This window comes from Paracoccus nototheniae, assembly GCF_004335005.1.
Classification (GTDB): Bacteria; Pseudomonadota; Alphaproteobacteria; order Rhodobacterales; family Rhodobacteraceae; genus Paracoccus; species Paracoccus nototheniae.
Genome location: NZ_RQRT01000065.1, coordinates 1 through 24,686 on the forward strand (window position 1 = coordinate 1; position 24,686 = coordinate 24,686).

The following is a 24,686-nucleotide window of genomic DNA, read 5'->3' on the forward strand; positions in this document are numbered from 1 at the left end:
TCCAACCGCTCTGGGAAAAGCGTCGTCTGATCCCGGCTGACACCTTCGATGAAACCTGCCATGCAAAGCCTCCAAATCATGGGTAAGCATAGCATAAATCAGAGTTTTTACACAGCCTCGGCGGAAAACAGACCGATGCCCTGCAGCATCGCCGACGCAGCAAGACTGAAAAAGTGGTCATCCGCGCCCGGCGCGGCGACTACCACGCTCGCGTCCCATTACGGGCGGAGAGCTGACACAGTTCCGGCGCCTCATGGACTGGCGGCGTGTTGCCACACGATATGATCGATACCCAAAAACCTTCTTCTCTGCGATCATGCTCGCGGCAACGTCCTCTTCTGGCAATGAAACTCAATGGGGCTGGACCCTAAGGCGTGGCCAAACTGCTACGAAATATGACTGAAAATAGTGGAAAGTCAGTAAGTTACGGCCTAACCTTCGACGAGTCGCTAGTTTTCCCCCTTTGATGCGAGATCTTATGTTTTGCAAACGTTTGGCCATTTGGCTGCCGATTACGCTGGTATCTTGCACGGTTGTGACGGGGGTGATCGGCTGGTCGCTGCACCCCGGCCCCAACGGCGCGCGGCTTTACACCGATTGGGGCGATGTGGCCTATAATACGCTGTTAGCCTTTACGGGCGACGGCAGCTATATGCGCGACCCCCAAGCCAATAGCTGGATCAAGGCCACGCGTTTTCTTGGCTTTTTGACCACATTCTATGCCATTTTTGCAGTTTTGGCGGTGCTGTTTGGGGCAAAGCTCGCGCGGTTTCTGGCAGGCTTTCGCCGCAACCATGCGGTGATGGTCGGGGCCTCGCGCTATATGCTGCGCCAGCACGTGCGGGGAGGCAAAGTCACCATCTTTGACACGGCCGAAAACCTAGCCACCTTGCCCGAAGATGCAACTTGGCCGCGGGTGGTGAAAATCGCCATTACCGCGCATGAGGAATTGCCCAAGCTACATGCTGTCGGCAAACCTGGTCAGGTGTTGTTTGGGGCAAGCGAGCCGATGCAAAACCTGAACCACGCCCATATCTGGCTCAGGCAACGCGCAGATTCGGCCCGCCCCAGCATCATGCTGCGGCTAGAGGATAAATCACTGGCCCGCGCACCAGATCTGTTGTTTCCCGATCTGCGACAGGCCGAGATCGTGTCAGAATCTGAATGTTTGGCGCGAACCTTGGTCAGTGTCATGGCCCCCAGCAGGCAGGCGATTTTGCGCGGGCAGCGGGCTGTGCATGTTTTGCTGATCGGCATGGGCAGCAACAATCTTGCCTTGTCCGAAGAGCTGGCCTTGCGCACCAATCACCCGAGTTTGGGCCGCCTGCATCTGACGATTTTAGATCGCAACGCCGCTGTCGCCAAGCGCCGCATGCTGAGCGAACGCCCCGATCTGTTAAGCCCCGATTTCAGCGAGACGGGGCCGAAAATCACTTTTCTGGAGGCCGATGCCTTGCATCTTGGCCATAGCGAGCATGATGATGCCCTGATCGCCGCCGAAGAGGCCCTAGGCTTTACCGCGATTGTCATTTCTACCGGAACCGATGCCGCATCCAGCGCGATTGCCATGCGCTTGCGTCAATTTCAGCAACATTACCAACGGCTGCGCGCGCCGATTTTCATGCGCATGCGCAACAGCGACACCATCGCCCCGCCCGCCGATTGGCACAGCCATGATGCGATCATCCGCTTTGGCGGCACGGGGGGGCAAGCCCATGATCTGGCGCTAGAAACCCTGTATGAGGCCCGCGCCAAAGCCCTGCATGACAGCTGGCGCAACAACGACCGGAGCGCGCAAAATGACCCCGCGCAGGTGTGGGAAAACCTTTCTGCCGCGCAACGCAGGCCCAATTACCGCGCAGCTATGTTCGCATTTGAAACGCTTTATGCCGCAGGATGTGTGCCTCCGCTTCAGGCGCGCCCCACCCAGCTCATCTTGCATCCAGAGGTGGGCAACCACCTGCTGGGCAGCCCCAAAGATTTGCGCATCTTGGCCGAGTTAGAGCATGAACGCTGGAACACCGAACGCCGGCTAGAGGGCTTTCGCACCGCACCACTGAACGCCGAAAACACACGGCTGCGCGATAATGAAAAGCGCCTACATCCGAGTCTTGTGCCTTTTGACGCCCTGTCGCACCATGAGCAGGATAAAGACCGTAACAACGTAGAATTGACGCTGAAGCTTGCATCCAACGCCTATAGCGCCGCGACGGCCGCAAGTGCATGGCGCAAAAGCCTGCGCATTGGGCTGACGGGTAGTCTTAAATCGCATAGCGCCACAAAGACAGATATCGCGCATATTCTTCGAGCTTATCTCGCCCATAAGCCTCAGGCGCGCGACTATAGTCTTGAGATTTTAACGCCGAACGCACCCGGATATGATCGCGATGCCGCGCGGGCCTTGGCAGATGCGTGGCAGGCGATAGTCGCACGCCCCGCGCATATAATTTGCTTTAATGTAGCCGGGCTAAGCGTGGTCGATGGTTGTGCCACGCAGGCGGACCTTGGGGCTAGCACCGCTTTAACCGCAGCCACAGTACATCCAACCGGGCATGCGCTTTCGGTTTATAGCTTTCAGCCGCTGGGGTGTTCAAATGCAGAACTGGCCCAGGATAGCGCAACATATGTGCAATTGGTGGCCCAGCTTCAATGCCACATCATGTCGCTTGCCGATGAAATGATCTTTGATCTTAATGGCGGCGCACATACCAATCAAGCGCGCGACCTTTGGCTCCGCACGCGAAAGCGTGAAAGCCTAGAGCATCGTTTACAATGACCCTTTGAATGACCAGGCGATAGAAATATGAAAAGATTTGATGTTTATGTGAGTTCTGTTTTTCGCGGAATGGAGAGCGAACGCAACGCGCTGCTTAAGTTCATACATCCTGTGATCAAAGATGAATGTGAAAAACGTGGCGTCGATTGCACTTTTATTGATCTGCGCTGGGGCATTGATGAAACATTGGCGGCTGAAAACCTCACGATCTCGCATTGCCTTTCGCAAATTGAACGGACCGCGCCGATTTTCTTAGGTATTATTGGCGATAGATATGGATCGATCCTCCCCCATAGCCAAAATGCAGAACTTTCTGCAACGCATCATGAAATTCGGGCGGGGTTACAGAGCGAACGCGACTGCATTTTCATGGTGCGTAACACGCCTAAGGCAAAAGCTGCTCAAAGTGCCGATCCCGATTTGCAAGCAATGATTGAAGAATTGCCCGCAGCTACATGTGCACCTTATTCAGACATAACCGAATTTATTAACACTGCGAAGATGATGTTGCTAAAGATTTTAGACCTGCATCACCCGCTTGATCAGCACTCCGACCCCTATGTCGGGGCCAAAGAGATGCAAGAGAAGCGCTTGACTGTATTGCGCGAAAAGCTGGCGATATTGCGTAACGGCCGCTTTAAAGAGGCGTGGCCTCTGCTGATGAAAGAAATGGTCAAGCGCCCTGCAAGAGACCGCTATAATGTAGAGTTTCTGCTTTATGCCTGCAAGCATCCAGATGACCCGGAATTATATGCCCAGAATTTTCTTGACCATCTATCGGCGGAGCTGGATGAAAAGCAGCTTTTCTTTTTTCATAATCATCATTGGCACGACGATCAGTCAATCGAATGGATGCTCAAGAGGCTTTTTTACTTTCTGAATCAACACCTAGGCAAGCCTTTCGCTCCCGAAATTGCCGATAGCAGCCTAAAATTGCGCTATAGTTTGCGCGATCTCTTCTCCTTTATGGAGATGCGCCAACAACGCGTTCACATCTTTCTGTGTCATCCCAATGGCAAAGAGATGATCGAACAGGCCACCTGCCTTGTCGCAACCTCTGCTATTGAGACCTATATCTTTGTTGATGAGGCAGGAGTAGACAGCTTTCCCACCGCATGTAGTTCCATCACCCTGTTTGATATCCTCCCAGAAATCACCGATGAAATTATTTTGGAATCAGCGATTAAGACGGGTAAAGATCGGGCGCTGATCGATGAGATGGTACATGCGCTGAGCGATAACCCTATTGCGCGCAGCCTTGGCGGGGCAATTAGCATTGCGGATTATATTATGTCATGGGGGGAATTAAACCCCTATGATCAAAAGATCTGGTCGCAAGATTACTGGTTGGCCGCGCATATTCGAACCATTACCGAGGTCACCACGCGCCAGAAATTAGCCATGCGTCAGATCAAAGGTATTCTCAATAACCTTTCAGAGTTGCACAGCATTCGGCCCACATATGGATTGCTGCTTGATGTGTTGCTTGCAGCAGAGGGATATCTGAGGATTGCAGAAGTAGAAGCAGCCATTTCTAAGCTTGCAGTACGGCGCGGCATTAAGCTTAAAGTGCAAGAACTTCAAATCGCCATCACCATGCTCGGCGATGCGATTTCGGCCATAGAGATGAATGCCAATGGCCTGCGGTTAACCGACAGCAGTATTTGGGCAAAGCCTGGAGATTTAAATGCCGTCCGTGAAATCCTCATTGAAACGTTGCTTTCCTTCCCGCGCACGCCGCGTCGTATTGAAATTGCGGCATTTGCCGCCTTTTTCACGAACGATAAATCTATTCAGCGAAAGCTTTCGCTCACGCCGGGCGTATTAGCTGACATCCCGGTGCATCTGCGACGCAATTTGATTGCGGAAGATACCGAATTCATTCGCGCGCAGATCGAACGCGCACGCGCAATAAAAGATCCGGTTTCTGGACTTTCCCATATCAGAGATCTTTTGGCCGCGATTGAATCTTTGGCAAGTCATCACCCCGCCGCTAGCTGTTGCTTTGCGATCGGGGTAGACCAACATCTGCATAACTCCGCCCTCGTAAACAGCCCCTTGGCGGCACAAGCGCAGCTGGCATTGGATCAGCGCTACTTAAGACTTGTGCATAAGGTGAAAAAAGACGCTGACACTACGCAAGAGGATGATCTAATCCATTCGATCCACGAATATTTTACCCTCTACACACCAGAGCCAACGGTCAGCGCTGATAACTTTGCCCATCACTTCGATAGGCTGCGCCTCTCTGCCCGAAAAGACAGCGCCAAATTTCCGGCTTTTACAAAGACTGCGGTTGATCGGCTTTTTGCGACGTATCCGCTCAGCCTGCATTGCACGACGGCCTTGCTAGATCTGGCAGAACTGCATTTTCAATCTGCCACCCGAGACGACGAAAGCGATAAAAAGGCCATCGCCCTTTGTAGCGCCGCCTTAAAAATCAACACCGCGGTTGAAAATATCGAATTTTCAAGTCGCGATCTCTTTCTACTCCAGCAAGGGTTTGATCCAAATCATATGGCTTGGCCCGACAATCACGATGGCCGCATGGTGATGGTGTTAGAGCGGGTGCTGGACCTGACCTTATCAGCCCATAGAAGCCGCGCCCTTCCCATGGCTGCGATTTGCGCAGATTGGCTGACACTTTTTGGCCAAGCACAACGCCACCGCGAAAAAGATATGCTGATTGCCAAATTTGCCGCCTCGCATGAAACCGCATTGAAGCTTAACCGCATATTCCAAGCGGCCCTGCCCACCGAGGAAGGATGGAGCAGCCCGCATAATACGGTGATTGATAGCTTTAGCGACATCAGCTTTGCTTTAGGTGTTTGATCCCACGGTTTGATGCTGTGATCCTTTCAAGGGTATTGAAGGATGCCCTATGGTCAAACTCGTCATGGAAGCGCCACGACGAACGCCGTCAGGGCCGCAATAATGAGGGCTTGCCTGCCATTGGTTTGAGGGCAGGCCCTGCTGATTGCCGCCTAGAACTGACCCATTAGGGATTCGGACGATAAGTCAGACTATCGAGGATATAGTCCATGTATTGCTACGAACAAGGCATGCAAGAAGTTGCCAGCAACACCGGGTTCGGCAATCGGCTTCGCACCACCTTTCGCGATTTGAGTTACCCGAACAGGAATACGCTAAGGGCTGGTTATCGAATACGTGTGGCTGTCATTTTTTTGCACCCCCCAACAGCACAAATGGAATGACCGCTTTTCCCATTCCGAGACATTAATGCAGTTTTTCGCTGCGCGTTAGACGGACGGCAGCTTCCGGGGCGCCGGTAATGCAGCATATCTCGAGGTCGACCGGCGGCTGTGGGCCGAACCTCGCATCGCCGGGCGCCCCAGATAAGGGCGATGCCGCACCGCATCCGAAGTCGGGACAGAGCCTTGCCTGATCAAGGCTCTGTCCTCTGCCGCTGCAAGGAAGGATGCCCTAACGGTGCAAGCTCGTGATGTTCACTGGGTGAAGTACGCTACATCGCGCGCGATCTTGAAGCGCAGCACCTTCTTCAATTTCGCTAGGTCTGACGGTGCGCCAGACTTGTGGATCATGCGATGGCACGTGGGGCACAAGACCATGAAATCATCCGGTATGCGATAGCGGCGTGTCTCGCCCTCTGCCAGACCATGCAGCGGCGTGGCGTGGTGCACGTCAACCGGCGCTTCGTGAACGGGGCCAGCGAAGCCATAGTCGCGTTTGGGATCGAGGCCGCAGCACTCACAGATGGGAGGCTTAGCCCTTAGCACATCCTTCCGCACCTTCGGTGAACGTTCGATTCGGCGGGAAAGGATGTAACGGCGGGTCTCTTCGATGTCCTTTCCCCCGGCCTCTTCCTGCATCACTTCGCTTGGTGTCGTGCCGCCACGATTTACCAGAGCCTCATAGGCAAGGAGCATTTGGTACAGGTCCTCAGAAAGCGGATCATCCCTGAGCGCACCAGCCCTATAGACTTTGCCAAAGGAATGCCCAGCCTCATACCCGGCTGGTAGTCCGGCCTCGCAGCCAAGATCGATCGGGCCGTCAGAGAAGTGCTTTGCGAACTCAGGAACGCGGTCTGCCATGTCGCGCGCCCTTCGCCTAAGCACTTCGCGGCCGCGGGACTGTCCGAAATCGTTATAGATCGCCGTGGTTCCTTGGTTCATCGAAAGCGTAATTGTCTGCGCATCCGGATTGATCAGGTAGACGACGTAAAAGCCTTTTGTCGCTGTTTCGGTAATCAAAGGGTCAAAGAATGCAAGCCAGGGCACGGATGCCCAAACACCTTGGCCGACGCTCGCCTTGACCTTCAGCTCAAACGGCCAAAGCATCAGGACCTTCTTGGCCTCTACAGCGATATCGTGCCTTACAAAGTTACCGAATTGCGATCCCGTGAACGATTTAACGCGTTCATGCGTGTATTCGGTCGCAAGGCGGGACAAATGGTCGGCGAGCATAACAGCCCCTCGTCAACTGTGCGGGTGAGATAACCGAGCTCTAGGTTTTCGAGCTCGGCGCGGCAAGCTATTCTCGGTAGTTCACTCACGAGATCAAGCGGGTAAATTTCTCGCTGACAGAAGTGTCAGCCTAGCCGAGACCACCAAGTGATCTTAGCTCATCTCAAGGCATAAAATTGCATTAGGGGCTAACAGCGGTCATCGGCCACTCTGGCGCGAAGTCCGCTTTGTCGGCGCTGCCGACCCTTGGTCCTATGAAAATGCTGCCCGTCGGACGAATAGCGGGTCTCGTAAAACTGCACCGCAGCGCTCGGTCACCAAGCGAATGTCGGCTCTGGGCCGGGTGCCGTGTAGCTCGCCTTTCATCATCGTCTGACCGCCGCCTTTTTCCATATCCCTGGAATGGCCTCCCAAACCTTTGGGCGCACAGCGCGGTTGATCTGCGAGGGGTGCGCCGAGCAATAGAATGCGAGGCGACGCTTCTCGACGACAGCTTTGGCCCGCGCAGCCCGGCGGCCAACTGCAATGACAGTTGTCACCTCGGGCAACAGATCCATGAGCGCGTCCAGCTGTTGAAGACCTGCCTTCATCTCCGTCGGCGTGATCTTGCGCGACCCATTCCACCACGGGATGATGTTCCACAGAACCGTTTCCTCGCGCGCAATGCCGGCTTGCTGCATGAAGTTGAATATGGCCTCGGCGGTGGGATCGTCATTGTCCCGGGAGATGAAGCCCGAGCCGGTCTTTCCGGTTTGCGACAGATCGTCTGTCATCGGGCCGGGCTTTTCCATTAGGAAGAGCAACCTCGCAGTGGTGCCGCCGTCCATGGGGTCGAACTCGGGGACGGTTCCATGATCCTGTGCGCGAAGCTCTGCGGCATAATCCCTCAGCGGAGCGATATGCGGAAGGTTCAGCATCGCACGCCGGGTGGCGATGGCGGTCATGCTTTTCAGGCTGCGCGGCGCGTCGATTGGCAGGCGATTGTCTTCCATGCTTCAGGCTCCCGGGTAACGTGTCACAAGGTCATCCATCTGGCCCGACATTGCCAAGGACAGATCCTCTGCCATGCGTTCGATCAGGTCGCGGCACTCCAATTGCGCGGCCCATCTGTGTACCCGGGCTTGGCCGGGGAACATCAGACCCAGCGCGTTGCCCGCGATCGCACCGGTGCTATCGCTGTCGCCGGAATGGGTAACGGCGACGGCCAGCCCATGCTCCAGGTCTCGCGCGCAGCGGCAGGCATGAATGGCGATCGACAATGCCTCCTCTGCAATCCAACCGCCACCCAACTGCTCGGTCGTCTCGGGGCGACCATCGGCGGGCGTCTGCAGACCGCGCAGGATGGCGTCGCGTGTCTCGGCGCCGAAGCTGTGGGCATGGGTTGCCGCCGCCTGCTCCAAATCAGCGCCGTCCGCCAAGAACCGTAGGATCAAGGCCCAAGCTCCAGCCGCCTCCTGCCCGGTCGGATGGCCGTGGGTCAGGGCGGAGCACTCCATCGCCAGATCGCGCACACGATCCTCAGCGACGAAGGCAATGGGCGCCACGCGCATGATCGAGCCGCAGCCCTTCGAGCTGTTCACGGCCGGCTCGCCGAAGTTGCGCGCCTGGCGCAACGCGTCGAGGCAAGTAAGCCCCGGTGCGCGGCGGGCATTGAGGCGCCGATCTGTGACGAGACCAATGTCATCCACCTTGGCTCTTGGCGTCTCGCCTTGCGTGACCAGCCAACGCAGGAGCGCGTGGTGGATGACGCCGGGCGGATAGCAGATCCTTTTCAGCGTCGATCGAACCGCGGCGCGCACCAGCCCCTCGGCGGTGAACAGCGTCATCTGGGTGTCGTCAGTAAAGGTGCCTTGGATACCCTGTTGAATGGGCAGATCCGCAAATCCCTGTGGGAAGCGGGCGCAGATTTCGGCCAGATTTGCGAACTCGATATCCGCCCCGAGCGCGTCGCCCATGGCGCCTGCTAGCAGGCAGTCGAGGATCTGATCGTGGCGTGGGGTCGTCTGCATCGTCATGACCATCATCTCTCTTCTCGTCATCATGCGGCAGGGATGACACAAGAGCGCATGCGATAGTCGCTCCGTCGGGATTTTCCGCATGACGCACCAACCCTATGTCGGGATCTACTGGACCCGCCCTGTACCGCGAGCTGGGTTCGTCAGCCTGTCCGCCGATGTGGACATTGCGGCCAACCAAAGCCTGACGATCCACTATCAGCGCGATCTGGCGCGCCGCCACGTGCGGGTGGCGCGAGGTGCGATGATCCGTGAGATCGCGCTGCTGGAGCTGGCACCGGACAGGGCCAGCCAGGAGGCCGTGATGGCGATCGAACGCCTTGTCGAGACATCGGCCGGTGATGCAATTTTCCTGACCGTCGATTTCTCCCATGAGGTGAATTGGCGACCGCACCGTTTCCTATGGGCCGCGCTGCCCGTGGAGCGAAGGCAAGCGTTGACGCCGGATGCGATGCTGATCGACGGCAAGGCGTTCAATCCGAGCCTCCACTTCCGCGCGTGGCAATCTGACGACGAGGCCCATCGTGCGGGTAAAGATAATCATCGTTCGCTCTTGCTTGCGGCGCTCGCCGGTCGTGAAGATCGTTCCTGGACAGAGAAGGCCGACCACCTGAATGGCGTCGACCTACGCACGCACGGGGGCAAACGTTGGACTGCGGACAATCTACGGAAGTTCATCGGTCCGGCGTCGGGGGACGGCGGCCCAGACAAGGCGTTGCGGACCTAATAGACGCCCCCTCAAAAGCTAGTTCGGTAGGGTCGTCTCTGGCCGCATTCGGACACCGAGGCAATATCTCAGAAAACTAAGGTAATCCAACCTCCTGGGTCGCATATCAGGCGTTCCGGTCGATTGGTTTGGTCGTCCGGCATGGGCTGCGCCCGCCGCATCGAAGCCATCACTATAGTTCAGAGGTGATCGGGTCCGTTGCTCAGTGGCAGGCCATTGTTGTCGCTTTTTGAGCACACCCTGCGGAATACTGATCCGATCTGTTCATGATTTGCCTCCTCAAGTGAATATAGAAGGAGCAGCAGTGTCGAGTGCGTCCTTTGTCCAGATTTTCCCCCTCTCCGATTGTCAACGTCATCGATGAGCCCCCTCATCTGACCATCGGCCCCCTCATGATCTGGATCCACCGGCGGGCCTATCCCTTCATCGATGACTGGTGCGACCGAAACTGGCTGATGTCGACCTGCTCGTTAAGGGTCGGGTCGGAAAACATTGCCCTGTCCGGAGCCGATGCGGCATCGGACGAGCTGTCCTATCTGCTTAAGACCCTGCGGCAGCTGCGGGACGGAGAAATCCAGACCGTCGGCTATTATCCTTCATCGCAGACCGTGCTGGTCGATATCGAGCAGGTGGACGCTGATCGCTTTGCGCTGGTCCTGACGCATCTCAACCATTGCCGTGTTGAATGCGATGCAATTCGATCCGATGTTGAACGGTGGATCGCCGAACTTCAGTCGATCCTTCACATCTTTCCACGAATGACCAGTCAGAGCCCTATCGGCCAACCCTATTGTGTGCCCTCGGCTCCGGATCACCTTGCCCCTGAACTAGACCAGAAGATTTTATAGAGAGTTCCCATGTCAAAATTTGCCCGACGTCTCAACGACTCCCGCCTTACTGAAGAAACCGTCGATTCCAACGCATGGTTTCGCGAACTTTTGTGCCTTTGGCGCCCATCGGGCACGGAATCCGAGAAGGATGCGGAGGGAAGGATTTCCTCGCTCCGCCTCGCCGTGCGCGATGGCTATCTTAGCTTCTATGGGGCTGGGCAGCAGATCGCCAAAGTCAAATGCACTGAACAGTCGTTTCATGAGGAAGTGCATCGCAAGTATCTTGGCCCCGAGACCGACCAGACCGGGGGCGGGGACTATCTGCGTCCCGCGCCACCTGCCGCCGATGCCGCGGGTGCCGTCCTCATGAACCGTGTGGCCACGGCAGCCGCCTGGCACGGACGCGAAAAGCTTTTTGTTGATGAGGTGATCAGCGCCAATCCGGATGTCTTCGATCTTGAGGTCGCCCTGACGCTTGCCAGACCCGACGCGGCGAGACCGGTCGCTGTCCGCCTCGATCTTGCGACGCTGGAACCACATCAGGATGGTTGGAGGATCGTGCTATGGGAAGCGAAGATGGCCAATGACGGTCGCGCCAAGTCCCTGGCAGAGCCGAAGACGATGGACCAACATCGTGGCTATTCCGAGTGGCTGCAGGATGAGACAAATGCCGCAGCCCTCATCGCGGGCACCAAGGAGGCGTGCAGATTACTTGTTCGACTGCGCGAGCTTGCCATCCATGCAGGACAAACAAATATGCCCCCCTTGGGGAATGGCATTGTCGCGACCGGCGGCAACTGTGGCACGCCGCTGACCCTCGATACGAACGTGCGTTATGTGATCGACGCTCGCGAAGACACGCGGGGCACCTTCATCGGCAATGGGCATGATGTCAAACTGCGGGGGCTCGCGGGTCACGTCCAAGTGATCGGCAAAGGCGATCCGCTGACGCTGGATACGCTTTGAGCGTATCGGTCACCGTCCATCGCGGGACTGCCGAGATCGGCGGTTCCTGCATCGAGATCCGGTCAGCCGCAGGACAGCGGCTGATCCTCGACGCCGGCAAGCCGCTTGACGCGCCGCAGGATGCCACTGATCTTCTTCCCCCATCTCTGGATCGAAGTGCGGACGCGACGGTCTTGATCTGCCATCCACATCAGGATCACTGGGGCCTGATCAATGAGTTGCCCCTCTGCTGGCCGGTGATGACGGGCGTGGCCTCGGCCAAGCTGATCGCCATCACGGCAAGGCTCGCGCGCCAGCCCTTGAACCGGGAGTTGGGCACTTGGGGAAGCCGGGGCGTCTTTCAGGTCGGCGGCTTCCGGATCACGCCTTTTCTGACAGATCACTCGGGCTTCGACGCCTACATGCTTCTAGTCGAGGTCGACGGGCGTCGTATCCTGTACAGCGGAGATTTCCGGCTGCACGGCCGAAAGTCCGACCTTGTCCAACGCATGATGCAGAACCCGCCGCGTGATCTGGATATGCTGATCCTTGAGGGGACCAACCTCGGCACCCAGAAACCTACCATCACCGAAGCCCAGCTCGAGGATCAGTTCGTCGAGTTGGCCAAGCGGACCCGCGGACGCCTGTTCGTCTGCTGGTCGGGGCAGAATATCGACCGGACGGTGACCCTCTACCGTGCTGCCAAGCGCAGCGGGCGGACGCTGGCCATTGATCTTTATACGGCCGAAGTTCTGGAAACCGTCGCCGAGGGCACAAAACTGCCCAGGCCTGGATTTGACAATTTGAAGGTGGTGCTGACCGCCGGGCTACGGCGTCATTACATCCAGCGCGGTAGCGAGGAGTTCATTGACCGAATGGTCGGGCACGGCATCGGTGCCGCAAAACTGGAAGGCAGCAACCACATCGTCATGGTGCGCGACGGATTGGTGAAGGACTATCGCGCCAAGGGCGTGACGCCGACCGCTTCCGATGCGTTCAGCTTTTCGATGTGGAGTGGCTATCTTGCGAAGCCGAGCGAGACACTGAATTGGTTCCGGTCAGCAGACAGCCATATCAAGCATCTGCACACCAGCGGACACGCGTCCTCAGCTGACCTTCGTGCTTTCGCGAAAGCTATGAATGCCGCCATGATCCTTCCTGTTCATGGCAGCAACTGGGACATCGAACAGGATGGTTTCGAACGGATCGTCCGGCTCGCGGACGCGGAGTCCTATTTACTGCCGGACTGATCCGAAGGGTGGATGCCCCAACGTCATTTCGACTCATCCGCGTGGCGCAGCCCACAATCCGGTGTCGCCTCGATCTGAGCGATCATCCCCTGCATGAGGTTTTCCAGCGTTTCGTTTCCTGCCGCCGCGGCGTCATCACGGGTCTCCAGCATCGCCCGCAGGAAATCGTCCCAGGTGATGATCTGAAGCACCAGCCGCTCACCGACATTTCTGATTTGCTCCGGGTGGTTCGCAAGAAGTCGCAACAGAGGCGACTTGTCCGTGTATGCCGCGGGATCGTTCCAGATCTGATCCATGGCTTCAGGGTCGTCCAACCACAGATCCTTGCGCGTCCGCGAGACGGCGCCAATCGGCACCAGATAGATCATCCCGACATGGTCTTTCTTCCCACCGACCATTTCTTCAAGGGCCGCCAGCGTGCAGTATTTGAGATATTGCTCGATGGAAGTGCGCGCCTTCAGCTTCATCTCCATCATCACGATGGCATTGTCGGAGACATACAGCCCGTCGTGCTGCGTGAATTGCCGCGGTGCAAATTCCGAATGACGCTCCCCGACCTCACGCCCGATCGTGCGGATCCTGCCTGCGGGACGGATGCCCAACGGCGCGAAGAACACGTTCGCAACGAAGGAGGAGGGAGCAATCGCCAAGGCGATCTCCAAGACCTGGTTAAGGAGTTCCTCCTTTTTGGTGATTGCCGGGCGCCATTCGGCATACGCCTGCCCCCTGCTGTAGAGCGACTTCCCCCCCGCCAGCCGTTCCTTCGGCACAAAAAATCCGGCACCGTCCGGGGTTGGCTGCCGCTTTATCGGCTTGAGGCCAATCTTGTCCGGCGACCAGTAGATCTGCTCCAGGTTATCAAGAACCTTTTCGTTCCACGGCATTCGGCGCTCCGTCATTCGAGGCTTTTCTGCATGTGAAGCCAAACGTCTGCATATGTCTACGACGGCCGGGCGCGACGAGGGGAGAAACCACACTTTATGGAATCGTCCCTAGCTGGGACCGATTATCCGTTGCGTCCGTGGCAGTTGTGTCGTGATCGGCGGAATGACGGCCCACATAAACGATTTCATTTGCTCTGTTAACCAGACACAGAAATATCTGATCCAGACCATACAGGGCTTTGCCTCATGACGTCCAACCTTTCCACGATCGAGGCGCAGCTCAAGCTGCTGTCATGGCGTGACACGCAGCTGCAGTCGATTACTGCCCAGTTTGAAGCGGCGTGGCCCGGGCTGGAATTGGCGATCAAGGACCACGTTGCGAGTATGTCCCTTTGGGGAGTCGGCCGAGCGCACTACGATATTCGCCCTATTGCCGGAGAAATAATCGTCCCATGGGCTGAGGAGCAGGGCCGCATCGCCGCGGCCAGAGCCGAAGAAGGGCTGGCGGAAATTTTGGCCAGCGCGCCGCATGGTGCTCTTTCCGATTATGCCTCCACCGCGCTACCGGCAATCGCTGGGGTTGGCCTGCTCGCCGCGTCTGTATTGGCGGTGCCGGCTGTCGTTTCCTATGCCACTGTGGCGTCGGTTTCTTTCGTCGTCTTCACCACAACCACAGTCAGCACACCGATCCTTCTGGTGGGCGGCGCGGCGATTGCGGCACTTTCCATGACCGGGACGAAAGCCCTGGGTCACGCAACTGATCGGATCCGCTCCCACCTCGAGGATCGATTGACTCGACATGCAAGGACCGTGGTCTTTGGGGACGGGCTCGCACCGTCAGCCCGCTGCCTACTGAATGACACCCAAGCCATCGTCCTAAGGGCGGGACAAACATCGCTGGAGACCGTCTGATGCCGTTGCTCTATGAAATACCCGTCGCGCTACAGGAGGCCTTAACTTCCGGCGGCGCTCAGTTATTCGGTGCAATTATCAAAGATAGTTCGACCGGCCAAATTCTCGGCCATGTGCAGCAAACCGCAGCCCTGCCGCAGTTTCTTGAACAGGTTGCAGGCGCTGGTGCGCAAGCCATGAACGGGTTCTCACCCCTAGGCTTGATCTCTGTAGCGCAGAACGAGCATCTGCGTCAGGGCATTTCGGCGTTGAAAGAGGGAATGGTCCTGATGCAGGGCCTTCAATATGGGACGCTGGCTCTGTCCGGCTTGGGGTTGGGAGTATCGATCGCGGGTTTTGCCGTCATGGCGGCAAAGCTTCGAGGCATCGAGACCCAGCTGGAGGCCATTGCAAGCGCTGTTGGGCAGATAACCGGCGACCGGCGCGAGGACGATATCCGAGGCATTCTGGCGGATGTCGCCGCCGATATTCGGAACGTTGACAGTCTGACCACTCGGCTCGATCCACAGCGCGTGGCGGAGCAACTCCAGGTCAGCCTCTCTCGCAGCGCGGCCCGACTGGATGCCCACTTCCGGCGCGAAGCGGATGTCGCCCGCCAAACATCAATACCGTTGGAGCAGCTCGACCGCTTGTGGACGCTCGCGGCGGCAATCCGACTTTGTCAAGAAGCTGCTATTCAGGCGCTGTTTGCGGCAGATGAGCTGGCCACAGCAGAAGATTACGCAGGCCGTTGCGTGCACGATCAGATGGCATTGCTTGAAGCGCTTAGTGCCGACAGCCTGGTGCGGCTTGTGTCACGCAGCGAACCGTCCCTTAGACCGATCGCCTTGCTCCATGCCGAGCATCTGACAGATGGCCTGAAGGGCGGCGTCATGACGTTGGCTGGCCAGATATCTATCGCAAACACCGTGAAAGCCGAAGCAACGCGGGGCATTGACTATTTGCGGCAACTGAGGGCTGAGAGTAAGGCGCCGCTGTTGTTTTTGCCAACTCGGGCCCATTCCACGAGACACCCTGGGGCCTAAAACTGATGCGCGTTCGCTCTGAAGTGCTGACCCTGCTGGTGACGACGGGCAAATCGCGGCAGATCGCCCTATGACGCTTCGAACACCTGACGGTCGCTATATCGTGGTTCGTGGTCGGTTGTGGCGTGCCACCAATCCGCACCTGTCCGAAGCAGAGAGGCAGCGCCTGACCAATGAGCTTATGGATGCCCGTCGGGCAGTGAAAGCTGCGCGCGCCGCGGGCGATTGTGCTGCCGAGGATACCGCGCATCGCGCCGTCAATCTGGCAAAGCACGCTTTGGGTGAGCGTGGTGCGGTCTGGTGGGATGACGGTGCGCCAGACATGAACCGGAAGATGGCGCGAAATACGCCATACGCGGACTGGTTCCGCCATGAAACAACGAATGACGGATAGGAATGATCTTTCGCCCAGCGATGCATCAAGAACGTACCGAACATCTTATTGATCAGGGCATACGAGCGGACGAGCGGAGGGTGCGTCCGTCGCTCGATCTCCTGAGGGGACAGTACCACGTCACTTAGGACAGTTTCAGACAAACTCTCCTGTTGCACCTTTGAGGTGCCAGCTGGGTAGATAGATCAACATGCGGATTTCCCGACAGCCGGAAAACCCGGCTGTCGGGAAATCCGCATGCTGCTGGTACCGAGAGCCGCAAAAACAACGAATGCACGCGCCCCATTGAGCATGCGCTGCCTGCCAAGCGTTCTTCCCGACAGCCGGGTTTTCAGGCTGTCGGGAAATGGGTAGATGATGAGGACTGTCAGAACGTCCGTGCTCATGGGCCCGTGATGCGTACCGCGTCCAACGGCCGGATGTGGTTAGCCTTTGGCCAGAGACTACCACAGCCCGTGGCGCAGACTTGACCATATTACCGTTGCCATGACGGCGTGCTTCCTCATGGCCTGGAATGAGACCGGCTGCGGGGGACGACCGGCAAGGGCAGTGCGTCGGCTGCAGTACCTGACGATCAGTCCGCCAGCAACTTTCTCATGACTGACGCGATGGCGACTCCGCGTCCGTTATGGCCGATCGCCCTCATCGCAGCTGGGAGACCGCATTGAGATGAGGATAGCGATCCGCCGTCATCGAGATAAAGCCGCTCCAGTAAAAGCTACCGTAGATGATCACGACATCCTTCCGATGCACGCCGGTCAGGAGGGCAGGGCACGCCGGGCCGACCGCCTCGGTCTAGAGGGAATTCGAGTTGACGGCCGGTTCGCTCGGAATCATTCGCGGGTCAGCCTGAACAGTAGAGCGCGCAAAATGATCTTTATGCCTTGTAGGAGTAAACACCCCGCGCCACTGTGCTACTTGCTTGGTGCGGAGGATTGATGAGGGACTTTGACGGCCGTATCTTCTTATCCGCCTCGGATCTCATGCGCTTCATGGGATGCGCCCACGCCACCACCCTCGACCTAGCACGGATGCGCGGCACCGGACCGGAGCCACGCGGAGACAGCGAGGATGCTGCGCTTCTGCAGAAGCAGGGTGACGCCCACGAGGCCGCCCACCTGGCACGGCTCACTGCGGCGGGCCGACATGTGGTGGAGATCGCGAGGAGCAATCTTGCCAGCGACGCCGAGACCACCCGCGAAGCTCTGGCCGCTGGACCTGAAATAATGTTTCAGGGCGCATTCCTGTCGGGCAACTGGGGCGGCTGGTCGGATTTCCTCGAGCGCGTCAAGCGACCGTCCGCGCTCGGTCCGTTCAGTTACGAGGTGACCGATACCAAGCTCAAGCGTCGGCCACACCCGAAGCACGTCCTGCAACTTGTGCTCTATTCCGATCTGCTGACCGAGGTTCAGGGCGCGGTGCCCGAATTCGCCCATGTCGAATTGGGGGACGGCACCCGCGCCACCCTTCGGCTATCAGACTACGCTGCCTATGCCCGAATGGCGCGGGCGCGGCTCGAGGGGTTCGTGGCCGGTCCGCCGCCAACCCGTCCGATCCCCTGCGCGGACTGTGGTCTCTGCCGCTGGGGCGACCATTGTGCCGATATCTGGCAGGCCGAGGACAGCCTATTCAATGTCGCTAATGTTAGCCGTGGACAGGTGAAGAAACTGGAAGCTGCGGGCGTCCAGACGATGGAAGCGCTCGCCAGTCTCGATCATCCGATCCGCGGCATGGCGGAAAACACACGCCTCCGCCTGGTGATGCAGGCCCGCCTGCAACACGCCCGCAAGACTGGAATGCCCGCATTCGAATTGCGCGCACCGGAACCCGGCAAAGGCTTCGACCTGCTCCCCGAGCCGCAGGCCGGCGACCTGTTCTACGATATCGAAGGCGACCCACATTTCGAGGGCGGTCTCGAGTATCTTCATGGCGTCTGGCTCGATGGCCAGTTTCGTGCGTTCTGGGCGCACGACCATGGCGCCGAAGCGCATGCGCTGGCCGAGCTTCTGGAGTTCTTTCGCGCGCGTCTTACGGCTTACCCTGACGCGCGCATCTATCACTATGCGCCCTATGAGATCACCGCCCTGAGACGGCTGACCACGAAATACGGAATCGGCGAGGCTTTCCTTGATCGGCTTATGCGCGAGCGCCGGTTCGTAGACCTGTTCGCAGTCGTGCGCGGGTCGCTCATCGGCTCTGAGCCAAATTACTCCATCAAATCGATGGAGGCCTTCTATGGCCGCGAGCGCGGTGGCGAGGTGAAGACGGCGGGAGGCTCGGTCGTCGCCTATGAGCGGTGGCGCGAGACTGGCGAGCAGCAGATCCTCGACGAGATCGAGGACTACAACCGCGTCGACTGCATTTCGACCGAGGAGCTGAGGGATTGGCTGGTCAGTATTCGACCCAGCCGCCCCTGGCCATCGCTCGGTCAGGATGCGGGATTGAAGGAGGCGGAGGAGGACGCCGACACACAGGCGCTGCGTTCGGCCTTAGAGGCCTCCGACCTGCCCGACGACCGGCAGGAAATGTTGTTCAACCTTGGCCTCTTCCACAAGCGCGAAGCGAAGCCCGCGCAATGGGCGGTGTTCGACAGCGTTGGGAAGGACGAAGATGAGCTGATCGACGATCTCGACGCGCTCGCTGGGCTTGAAGCCGTAGGCGCGGCAGAGCCCATCAAACGCTCAATGGTCCGCACTTATCGCTTCCCGCAGCAGGAGACGAAGTTGCGGGGTGGCAGATCGGCGACGGTGCCGGTCCATGATGGGCCGCCCGCCACGATCAGCATTGCTGCTCTGGATCGGACGGCACGTGAGATTACTCTTAAGGCCGGGGCCACAAAGGCGCATCTGCTCGCAGACCGCCTGACGCTTCACCCCGACTGGCCGCTCAACACGAGTGTAATTGCCGCCGCGCTTCGCGACGTGATTGCAGATCAATGCGGGCCACGCCGATTTACGGCTGTAGACGATCTGTTGTCTCGCGCAGCGCCGCGCCTGACGACCGGTGCGAAGCCTGACCTGCTGGATGGCGCTGATCCGGTCGCGGGCGCGATTGCGGTCGTGGCCGCGATGGACGGCACCGTGCTGCCGATCCAAGGGCCGCCGGGCACCGGCAAGACCTATGTCACCGCGCGTGCGATCCTGTCTCTGGTGCGCAAGGGTCATCGGGTCGGCGTCGCATCAAATAGCCACGAGGCCATCCGGAATGTGCTGATGGGCTGTCTCGCCGCGCTGGAAGACGACGATCCGGACATCGCTCTGGAAGATGCCGAACTGGCCCACAAGGTGAGCGGCGAAGAGGACGGTTATCCCGATGGCTTCACCGGCATCACGCGGGCCACGTCGAACGACGACCCCGCCCTGACGCAGGCTCATGTCGTCGGCGGAACTGCATTCTTCTTCTCGCGCCCGGATTGCGAGCAGACCTTCGACTGGCTCTTCATCGACGAGGCAGGACAGGTCGGGCTTGCCAACATGGTCGCCATGGGGCGTGCCGCGCGGAACATCGTGCTGGTCGGCGACCCGCGCCAGCTACCGCAGGTGATACAAGGGGCGCACCCGGACCCCGCGAACCTATCCTGCCTCGACTGGATGCTGGGCGATCACGCGACGGTCCCAGCGGACCGCGGCATCTTCCTGCCTGTCTCGCGCCGGATGCATCCAGACGTCTGCCGCTTTATTTCCGATCAAGTCTATGAGGGACGGCTGACCAGCCACCCCGATACCGCGCGTCAGGCCGTGGCCGGGACCGCGTTTCCCCCGGCGGGTGCGTTCTGGATGCCGGTCCCACATGAAAGCAATGCCCAGATCGCGCCCGAGGAAGTCGCGGCCATCAATGCTGCCGCTCATGAGATTCTGACGGGCACATGGACGGAGAGGGATGGCACGACGCGTCCCATGTGTCAGTCCGACATCATCGTGGTCGCACCCTACAACGCACAGGTAAACGCCCTGCGCGACGCGCTGCCCGAGGGCATTCGCGTCGGCACAGTGGACAAGTTCCAAGGCCAGGAAGCGCCCGTCTGCCTAGTGTCGATGACAGCGTCATCGGCAGAGGAAACGCCGCGGGGCATGGAGTTCCTTTTCTCACTCAACCGGATCAACGTGGCGGTATCGCGCGCCAAGGGGCTGGCGCTGGTCTTCGGCGCACCGCGTCTGCGCGAGGCGAAATGCGAGACAGTCGAGCAAATGCGGCTGGTGAATACGCTGTGTGCGTTGAACGTCGTGGAAATGCAGAAGTGAAAGATAACGATGCTTGAAGATGAAGGCGACTGGCTTCAGATCAAAAAAGAGCAGGCATTAGCGTTCGGCAAGCCAGTTCACTCTGGCTTTATTGTTCGCCAGGGTTCAACCGCGATGCGTGTAGGGTCCCCGGACAAGAAACGGGACAGACCCGAACGAGATCGTTTAGTGGAACAGGGTGTTCTGGTCGACGACGAGAACCCGGCGCTTTTCCGGTTTAGTGTCGATCATGTGTTCAGCAGCCAGAGCCGTGCAGCGGGAGTGGTTATCGATGGCAACAGCAATGGCAGTCATTGGCGACCTGCTACCGACCGCCTCCCCGTTCGAGCTGGAGCAAGTGTCGTCTTCACCAGATCGGAGATCGAGGGGGCTATGGATGCCTTTGATCTTCACCGTGATGCTAGAAAAAGTATAGAGATTTTTGAGAGATTTAAGGATCCCCGTGATTACTGGGTGCGCTCTAGTCGTGAGCGTTCAAACCGCGTTTATCCTACGAAGCCGCTGGTCGGATTCATCTTGAAGAAAACAGAACTCAACGGAGGCTGGGGGCATAAATTAGACGCGGCCGCGCGACTGCACAATTCCGGCTTCATCATTGTAGGCGAGGATGACAAGCCTGTTTCCCCGCCTGAACGCTACGCTCACCTAGTTCGTGACGCAGACCGCATACGTCTTTGCTCGCTGAACTACTTCATTGAACCTGCACGGGAGCAAGGTGCGTCAGAGGTCTCTATAAGGGCTGGCGATCTAGCCGTAGCCATGGGGCTGCAAGAAGCATTCCCAAACATCTGCCAAGCCCTCGGCGGAGAGAAGTTTCAGTATTTGGCACAAGTGCCACCGCCAACCCATACAAAACCGAACCCCAGCAGTTCGACCATCTTCACCTACAAGCTCGCATCGCAAGCGGAGGCGGCCACCGTGACAGAAGACACTAAAGCACCAATGCGTTCGGCGACCAACCTGATCCTCTACGGACCGCCCGGGACGGGCAAGACCTACCGTACCGCATGGGAGGCGGTCCGGCTTTGTATTGGCGAGCAGGCTGCAGCATCGCTTAAAGGCGACAAAAAGCGTGATGCGTTGATGACCGAGTATCGGCGTTTGGTGAGCGAGAAACGGATCGAGTTCGTAACCTTCCACCAGTCCACGTCTTACGAAGAATTCGTCGAAGGCCTCAGGCCAAGCACTGGTGACGATGCTGGGGAGGGGCCAGAGGAAGTGGAAGTAAGCACCGGTTTCCGCCTCAAACCCTACGACGGGGTGTTCAAGCGCGTCAGTGAGCGCGCAAGGCTCGATCGGGCGGGCAGTGACTTATCAGCACGGCTTGACCGTTCAGCTCGGGTATTCAAGGTCGCGCTAGGAAGACGGCAAGTCGAAGACGAGCGAATTCGCTTTGGCCTTGATAATGGGTTGATCCATGTGGGCTGGGGCGGGGACATTGACTGGTCAGATGAGCGCTTCGACGATTTCAACGAAATATTCTCTGAATGGAGAGCGAAGAAGGACGCCGAGGCGAGCGGCCACGATGGGAATATCGTAGTCACCTTTTCGTTTAGAGCCGACATGCAGGTCGGGGATTATGTAGTGATGTCAGATGGACGCGACCGCTTCCAGGCATTTGGAAGAGTAACCGGCGGGTACTTTTACGATCCGGACGCCACATTCCATCCACACCGTCGTCAGGTTGAATGGCTATGGCGCGACGACGCGGGGACCGAACGAAGCCGCTTCTACGCAAATGGCTTCAGGCGCCATTCAGTTTACAAGCTAAACCAATCACTCGTGGACTGGGACGCGCTGGAGGCAATTGTTTTCGGTGAGGACACACCTCTCGCAAGTCAGTCAGCACGGGACCATGTCTTGATCATCGACGAGGTCAACCGAGCAAATATCTCGAAGGTCTTTGGTGAACTGATTACGCTTTTGGAACCCGACAAGCGGTTGGGTATGCCAAACGAGATCCGCCTCGTGCTGCCCTACTCGAAGAAGTCCTTCGCTGTGCCGGCGAACCTCCACATCATCGGGACGATGAACACGGCCGACCGGTCTATTGCGCTCTTGGACACGGCATTGCGCCGCCGCTTTACGTTCCGCGAACTGATGCCGAACCCGCTGGTACTCCCAGCGGATGTAGATGGGATCGATCTGCAGAAGCTCCTAACCACGATGAACGACAGGATCGAGTATCTCTTTGATCGCGAGCATCAGATCGGGCACGCCTATTTTACTGGCTGCGCAACCCGTGGCGATATCGAGGAGGTGATGCGTGACAAAGTAATCCCCCTGCTGGCGGAGTATTTCTACGAGGACTGGTCCAAAGTTGCCGTCGTCCTTGGTGAAACCGGGCAAGGCCAGGCGCGGTTCCTAGAGGCGAGGAGACTTGCTGCTCCCGCGGGGATTGCGGAGGACGACTTCTCCGGTGAGAAGCTGCGCTGGCGCGTCAAAGACCAGTTCGATTTCTCGGAGTTCGAGGGCTGATGCCGTCCTATACTGTGCGGGAGTGGGATACGCTGCCACATGGCGACGGTGAGGGCTCTATTCCCGCGCATCTGGCAAGTCGATTGGTTGCGCTCTCGAAGACTTCATCCTTTGCCGGCCGAGGTGGCGGCGGAGTACTAGAGGATCGGCGGCACGAGCTACGTGCCCGTGGTGTGGTTGGTGTGATTGCTGCACAGGGTTGCAGCCTCGAGATCCTTCCGAAAATCGACATTATGCAGAAGGAAGGGGCGGAACGGCAGAACGCCGCGATCCGCAAACGTCTTGTCCATATGCTCGCGGTGGCGCTGAATCTGAAGATCGACATGGGCCGGATCACTGACCTGGACTGGCAGCGCGACACGCTTCTCGAGATCTTGATCCGTATATTCTGTGACAAGCTGACCGAAGCGGTCCGCCGCGGCATGCCTCGTCGCTATCTCGGTCATGAGGACGATCTTTCGTCCCTGCGCGGAACCCTCGATGTGCCGCGGCAATTCACCCGCCATGCAGCGAACCCGGGGCGCCTTGCTTGTCGTTTCGATGAGTTGTCGCAAGACATTGCGCTCAACCACATCATGAAAGCAGCCGTGGCGCATCTGTTCAGGATGTCCAGAAGTGCGGCCAACCAGCAGCGCCTTCGCGAACTAGCCTTCGTCTATGCCGAGATCTCTGACGTTCCGGTGCCGGCTCTAAGATGGGGCGAGGTCATCATCGACCGGACCAACCGCGCGTGGCAGGACCTACTCGGCATGGCTCAACTGTTCTTGCGCAATCGATATCAGACCACGAGCAGCGGCTTGGGACAAGGCACAGCGCTTCTATTCGAGATGAACGCCCTTTTTGAGGAGTATGTCGGTCGACTGGTCACGCGTGCTCTCGCCGGAACCGAGTTCCGCGTTACGCTGCAGGGCGGGCGACTTTTCTGCCTCAACTCTATTGATGACAACCGCTTCGTATTCCAGACCAAGCCAGACATTCTAATTTGGCGGGCTTCACAGGTAGTCCATGTGATCGACACGAAATGGAAACGGATATCCGCGCGGATTGATGATCCGAAGCTGGGTGTTTCTCAGGGTGATGTCTACCAGATGATGGCGTATGCCCATCTCTACAAGGCGCCCAAGCTGACACTGCTCTATCCCCATCACGATGGGCTCGGCACCAATGAGGGCGTTCAGGCACAGTTCCGGATAACGGGTCAGGAGACGTTAGTTGAGACCGCCAGCGTGGACGTGGCCAACGGGAAGGATCTTGTGGCACGGCTAAGGGATAACCTCTTTCCTACCAATCTGCAGAGGTCTCCTGTTCTAATTTGAAAACAATATCTCACGATGCTCAAAATTTGGAGAAGGTTCGACACCAGGCCCATCCCCTCCGCCAACATTTTTTAGAAAACTAATCTCTACTTCCGATTCCAGTTGGATTATTTTTATGTTTTCAGGGGTTATGCCGGCAGCCCTGTGTGTAATCCGATGCGTAAGAACGTCGCTCCCGATCTCTAGAGCCCATATATTTCTGGAGCTGATGACTGCATCGAAACGGCGCTCGGATTATAACGAACTGATTTCAAATTACATTTAGAGAGGCGGGTGCGCGTTTGGATTTGAGGCCGTGTTCCGGTAATCCTCCCGTTTTTAACGGGATTTGGTCGTAGAACTTACGCAGCCATTTTCAGTTTCATTGCGGGCGTGATGCCGCCGATGCCCATGTTCGGGCGATCATTGTTGTAAGTCCCGAGCCACTGGGTGGCGAAGTGCTGAGCCT

16 protein-coding genes and 1 pseudogene are annotated in these 24,686 nt (G+C 58.0%); 13 read left to right on the plus strand and 4 right to left on the minus strand.

Annotation, left to right across the window (positions count from 1 at the left end):
* Window positions 1-241: 241 nt before the first annotated feature.
* The 3 genes and pseudogenes from EG885_RS23595 to EG885_RS17895 form a co-directional block, all read left to right on the plus strand.
* Window positions 242-348, plus strand: a pseudogene (locus tag EG885_RS23595) (IS5/IS1182 family transposase); the annotation flags it as partial.
* A gap of 130 nt (window positions 349-478) precedes the next feature.
* Window positions 479-2,776: a hypothetical protein gene (locus EG885_RS17890; protein ID WP_165571193.1), complete on the plus strand. Its 2,298-nt coding sequence runs from the start codon at window positions 479-481 to the stop codon at window positions 2,774-2,776.
* Between the two features lie 27 nt (window positions 2,777-2,803).
* Window positions 2,804-5,608, plus strand: a complete 2,805-nt coding sequence (locus EG885_RS17895; protein WP_131577257.1) for a DUF4062 domain-containing protein — start codon at window positions 2,804-2,806, stop codon at window positions 5,606-5,608.
* A 635-nt stretch (window positions 5,609-6,243) separates the two neighbouring features.
* Here EG885_RS17895 and EG885_RS17900 read toward each other — a convergent pair.
* The 3 genes from EG885_RS17900 to EG885_RS17910 form a co-directional block, all read right to left on the minus strand.
* On the minus strand, window positions 6,244-7,221 hold the full coding sequence (locus EG885_RS17900; protein WP_131577259.1) for an MrcB family domain-containing protein: 978 nt from the start codon (window positions 7,219-7,221) through the stop codon (window positions 6,244-6,246).
* A 365-nt stretch (window positions 7,222-7,586) separates the two neighbouring features.
* On the minus strand, window positions 7,587-8,213 hold the full coding sequence (locus EG885_RS17905; protein WP_207392324.1) for a uracil-DNA glycosylase: 627 nt from the start codon (window positions 8,211-8,213) through the stop codon (window positions 7,587-7,589).
* A gap of 3 nt (window positions 8,214-8,216) precedes the next feature.
* Window positions 8,217-9,236 carry an ADP-ribosylglycohydrolase family protein gene (locus tag EG885_RS17910; protein WP_242679730.1) on the minus strand — a complete coding sequence of 340 codons (1,020 nt, stop codon included), beginning with the start codon at window positions 9,234-9,236 and terminating at the stop codon, window positions 8,217-8,219.
* Between the two features lie 82 nt (window positions 9,237-9,318).
* Here EG885_RS17910 and EG885_RS17915 point away from each other — a divergent pair, with 82 nt between their 5' ends.
* From EG885_RS17915 to EG885_RS17930, 4 genes are all read left to right on the plus strand, one after another.
* The gene (locus tag EG885_RS17915) at window positions 9,319-9,963 is read left to right on the plus strand and encodes a hypothetical protein (RefSeq protein WP_131577264.1); all 645 of its coding nucleotides are present in this window, start codon (window positions 9,319-9,321) and stop codon (window positions 9,961-9,963) included.
* Between the two features lie 392 nt (window positions 9,964-10,355).
* Entirely contained in the window at window positions 10,356-10,811 is a 456-nt protein-coding gene (locus EG885_RS17920) for a WapI family immunity protein (RefSeq protein ID WP_131577267.1), read from the plus strand.
* Between the two features lie 9 nt (window positions 10,812-10,820).
* Window positions 10,821-11,759 carry a hypothetical protein gene (locus EG885_RS17925; protein WP_131577271.1) on the plus strand — a complete coding sequence of 313 codons (939 nt, stop codon included), beginning with the start codon at window positions 10,821-10,823 and terminating at the stop codon, window positions 11,757-11,759.
* On the plus strand, window positions 11,756-12,988 hold the full coding sequence (locus EG885_RS17930) for an MBL fold metallo-hydrolase (RefSeq protein WP_131577275.1): 1,233 nt from the start codon (window positions 11,756-11,758) through the stop codon (window positions 12,986-12,988). The genes EG885_RS17925 and EG885_RS17930 overlap by 4 nt, the downstream gene beginning before the upstream one ends.
* A 23-nt stretch (window positions 12,989-13,011) precedes the next feature.
* Here the strand turns inward: EG885_RS17930 and EG885_RS17935 are convergent, their stop codons facing one another.
* Window positions 13,012-13,872 (minus strand): hypothetical protein, encoded by an 861-nt coding sequence (locus tag EG885_RS17935; RefSeq protein ID WP_131577279.1) that lies wholly within the window; start codon window positions 13,870-13,872, stop codon window positions 13,012-13,014.
* 246 nt (window positions 13,873-14,118) lie between these two features.
* On the opposite strand from EG885_RS17935, the gene EG885_RS17940 reads away from it, so the two are divergent.
* The 6 genes from EG885_RS17940 to EG885_RS17965 all read left to right on the plus strand — a co-directional run bounded on the left by EG885_RS17940 (window position 14,119) and on the right by EG885_RS17965 (window position 24,238).
* Window positions 14,119-14,784 carry a hypothetical protein gene (locus tag EG885_RS17940; RefSeq protein WP_131577282.1) on the plus strand — a complete coding sequence of 222 codons (666 nt, stop codon included), beginning with the start codon at window positions 14,119-14,121 and terminating at the stop codon, window positions 14,782-14,784.
* Window positions 14,784-15,809, plus strand: a complete 1,026-nt coding sequence (locus EG885_RS17945; protein ID WP_131577285.1) for a hypothetical protein — start codon at window positions 14,784-14,786, stop codon at window positions 15,807-15,809. The genes EG885_RS17940 and EG885_RS17945 overlap by 1 nt, the downstream gene beginning before the upstream one ends.
* A 70-nt stretch (window positions 15,810-15,879) precedes the next feature.
* On the plus strand, window positions 15,880-16,203 hold the full coding sequence (locus EG885_RS17950) for a hypothetical protein (RefSeq protein ID WP_131577288.1): 324 nt from the start codon (window positions 15,880-15,882) through the stop codon (window positions 16,201-16,203).
* A 938-nt stretch (window positions 16,204-17,141) separates the two neighbouring features.
* Window positions 17,142-20,444 (plus strand): TM0106 family RecB-like putative nuclease, encoded by a 3,303-nt coding sequence (locus EG885_RS17955; RefSeq protein ID WP_131577291.1) that lies wholly within the window; start codon window positions 17,142-17,144, stop codon window positions 20,442-20,444.
* A gap of 9 nt (window positions 20,445-20,453) precedes the next feature.
* Window positions 20,454-22,922 (plus strand): AAA family ATPase, encoded by a 2,469-nt coding sequence (locus tag EG885_RS17960; protein ID WP_131577293.1) that lies wholly within the window; start codon window positions 20,454-20,456, stop codon window positions 22,920-22,922.
* Entirely contained in the window at window positions 22,922-24,238 is a 1,317-nt protein-coding gene (locus tag EG885_RS17965; protein ID WP_131577295.1) for an McrC family protein, read from the plus strand. The genes EG885_RS17960 and EG885_RS17965 overlap by 1 nt, the downstream gene beginning before the upstream one ends.
* Window positions 24,239-24,686: the final 448 nt, after the last annotated feature.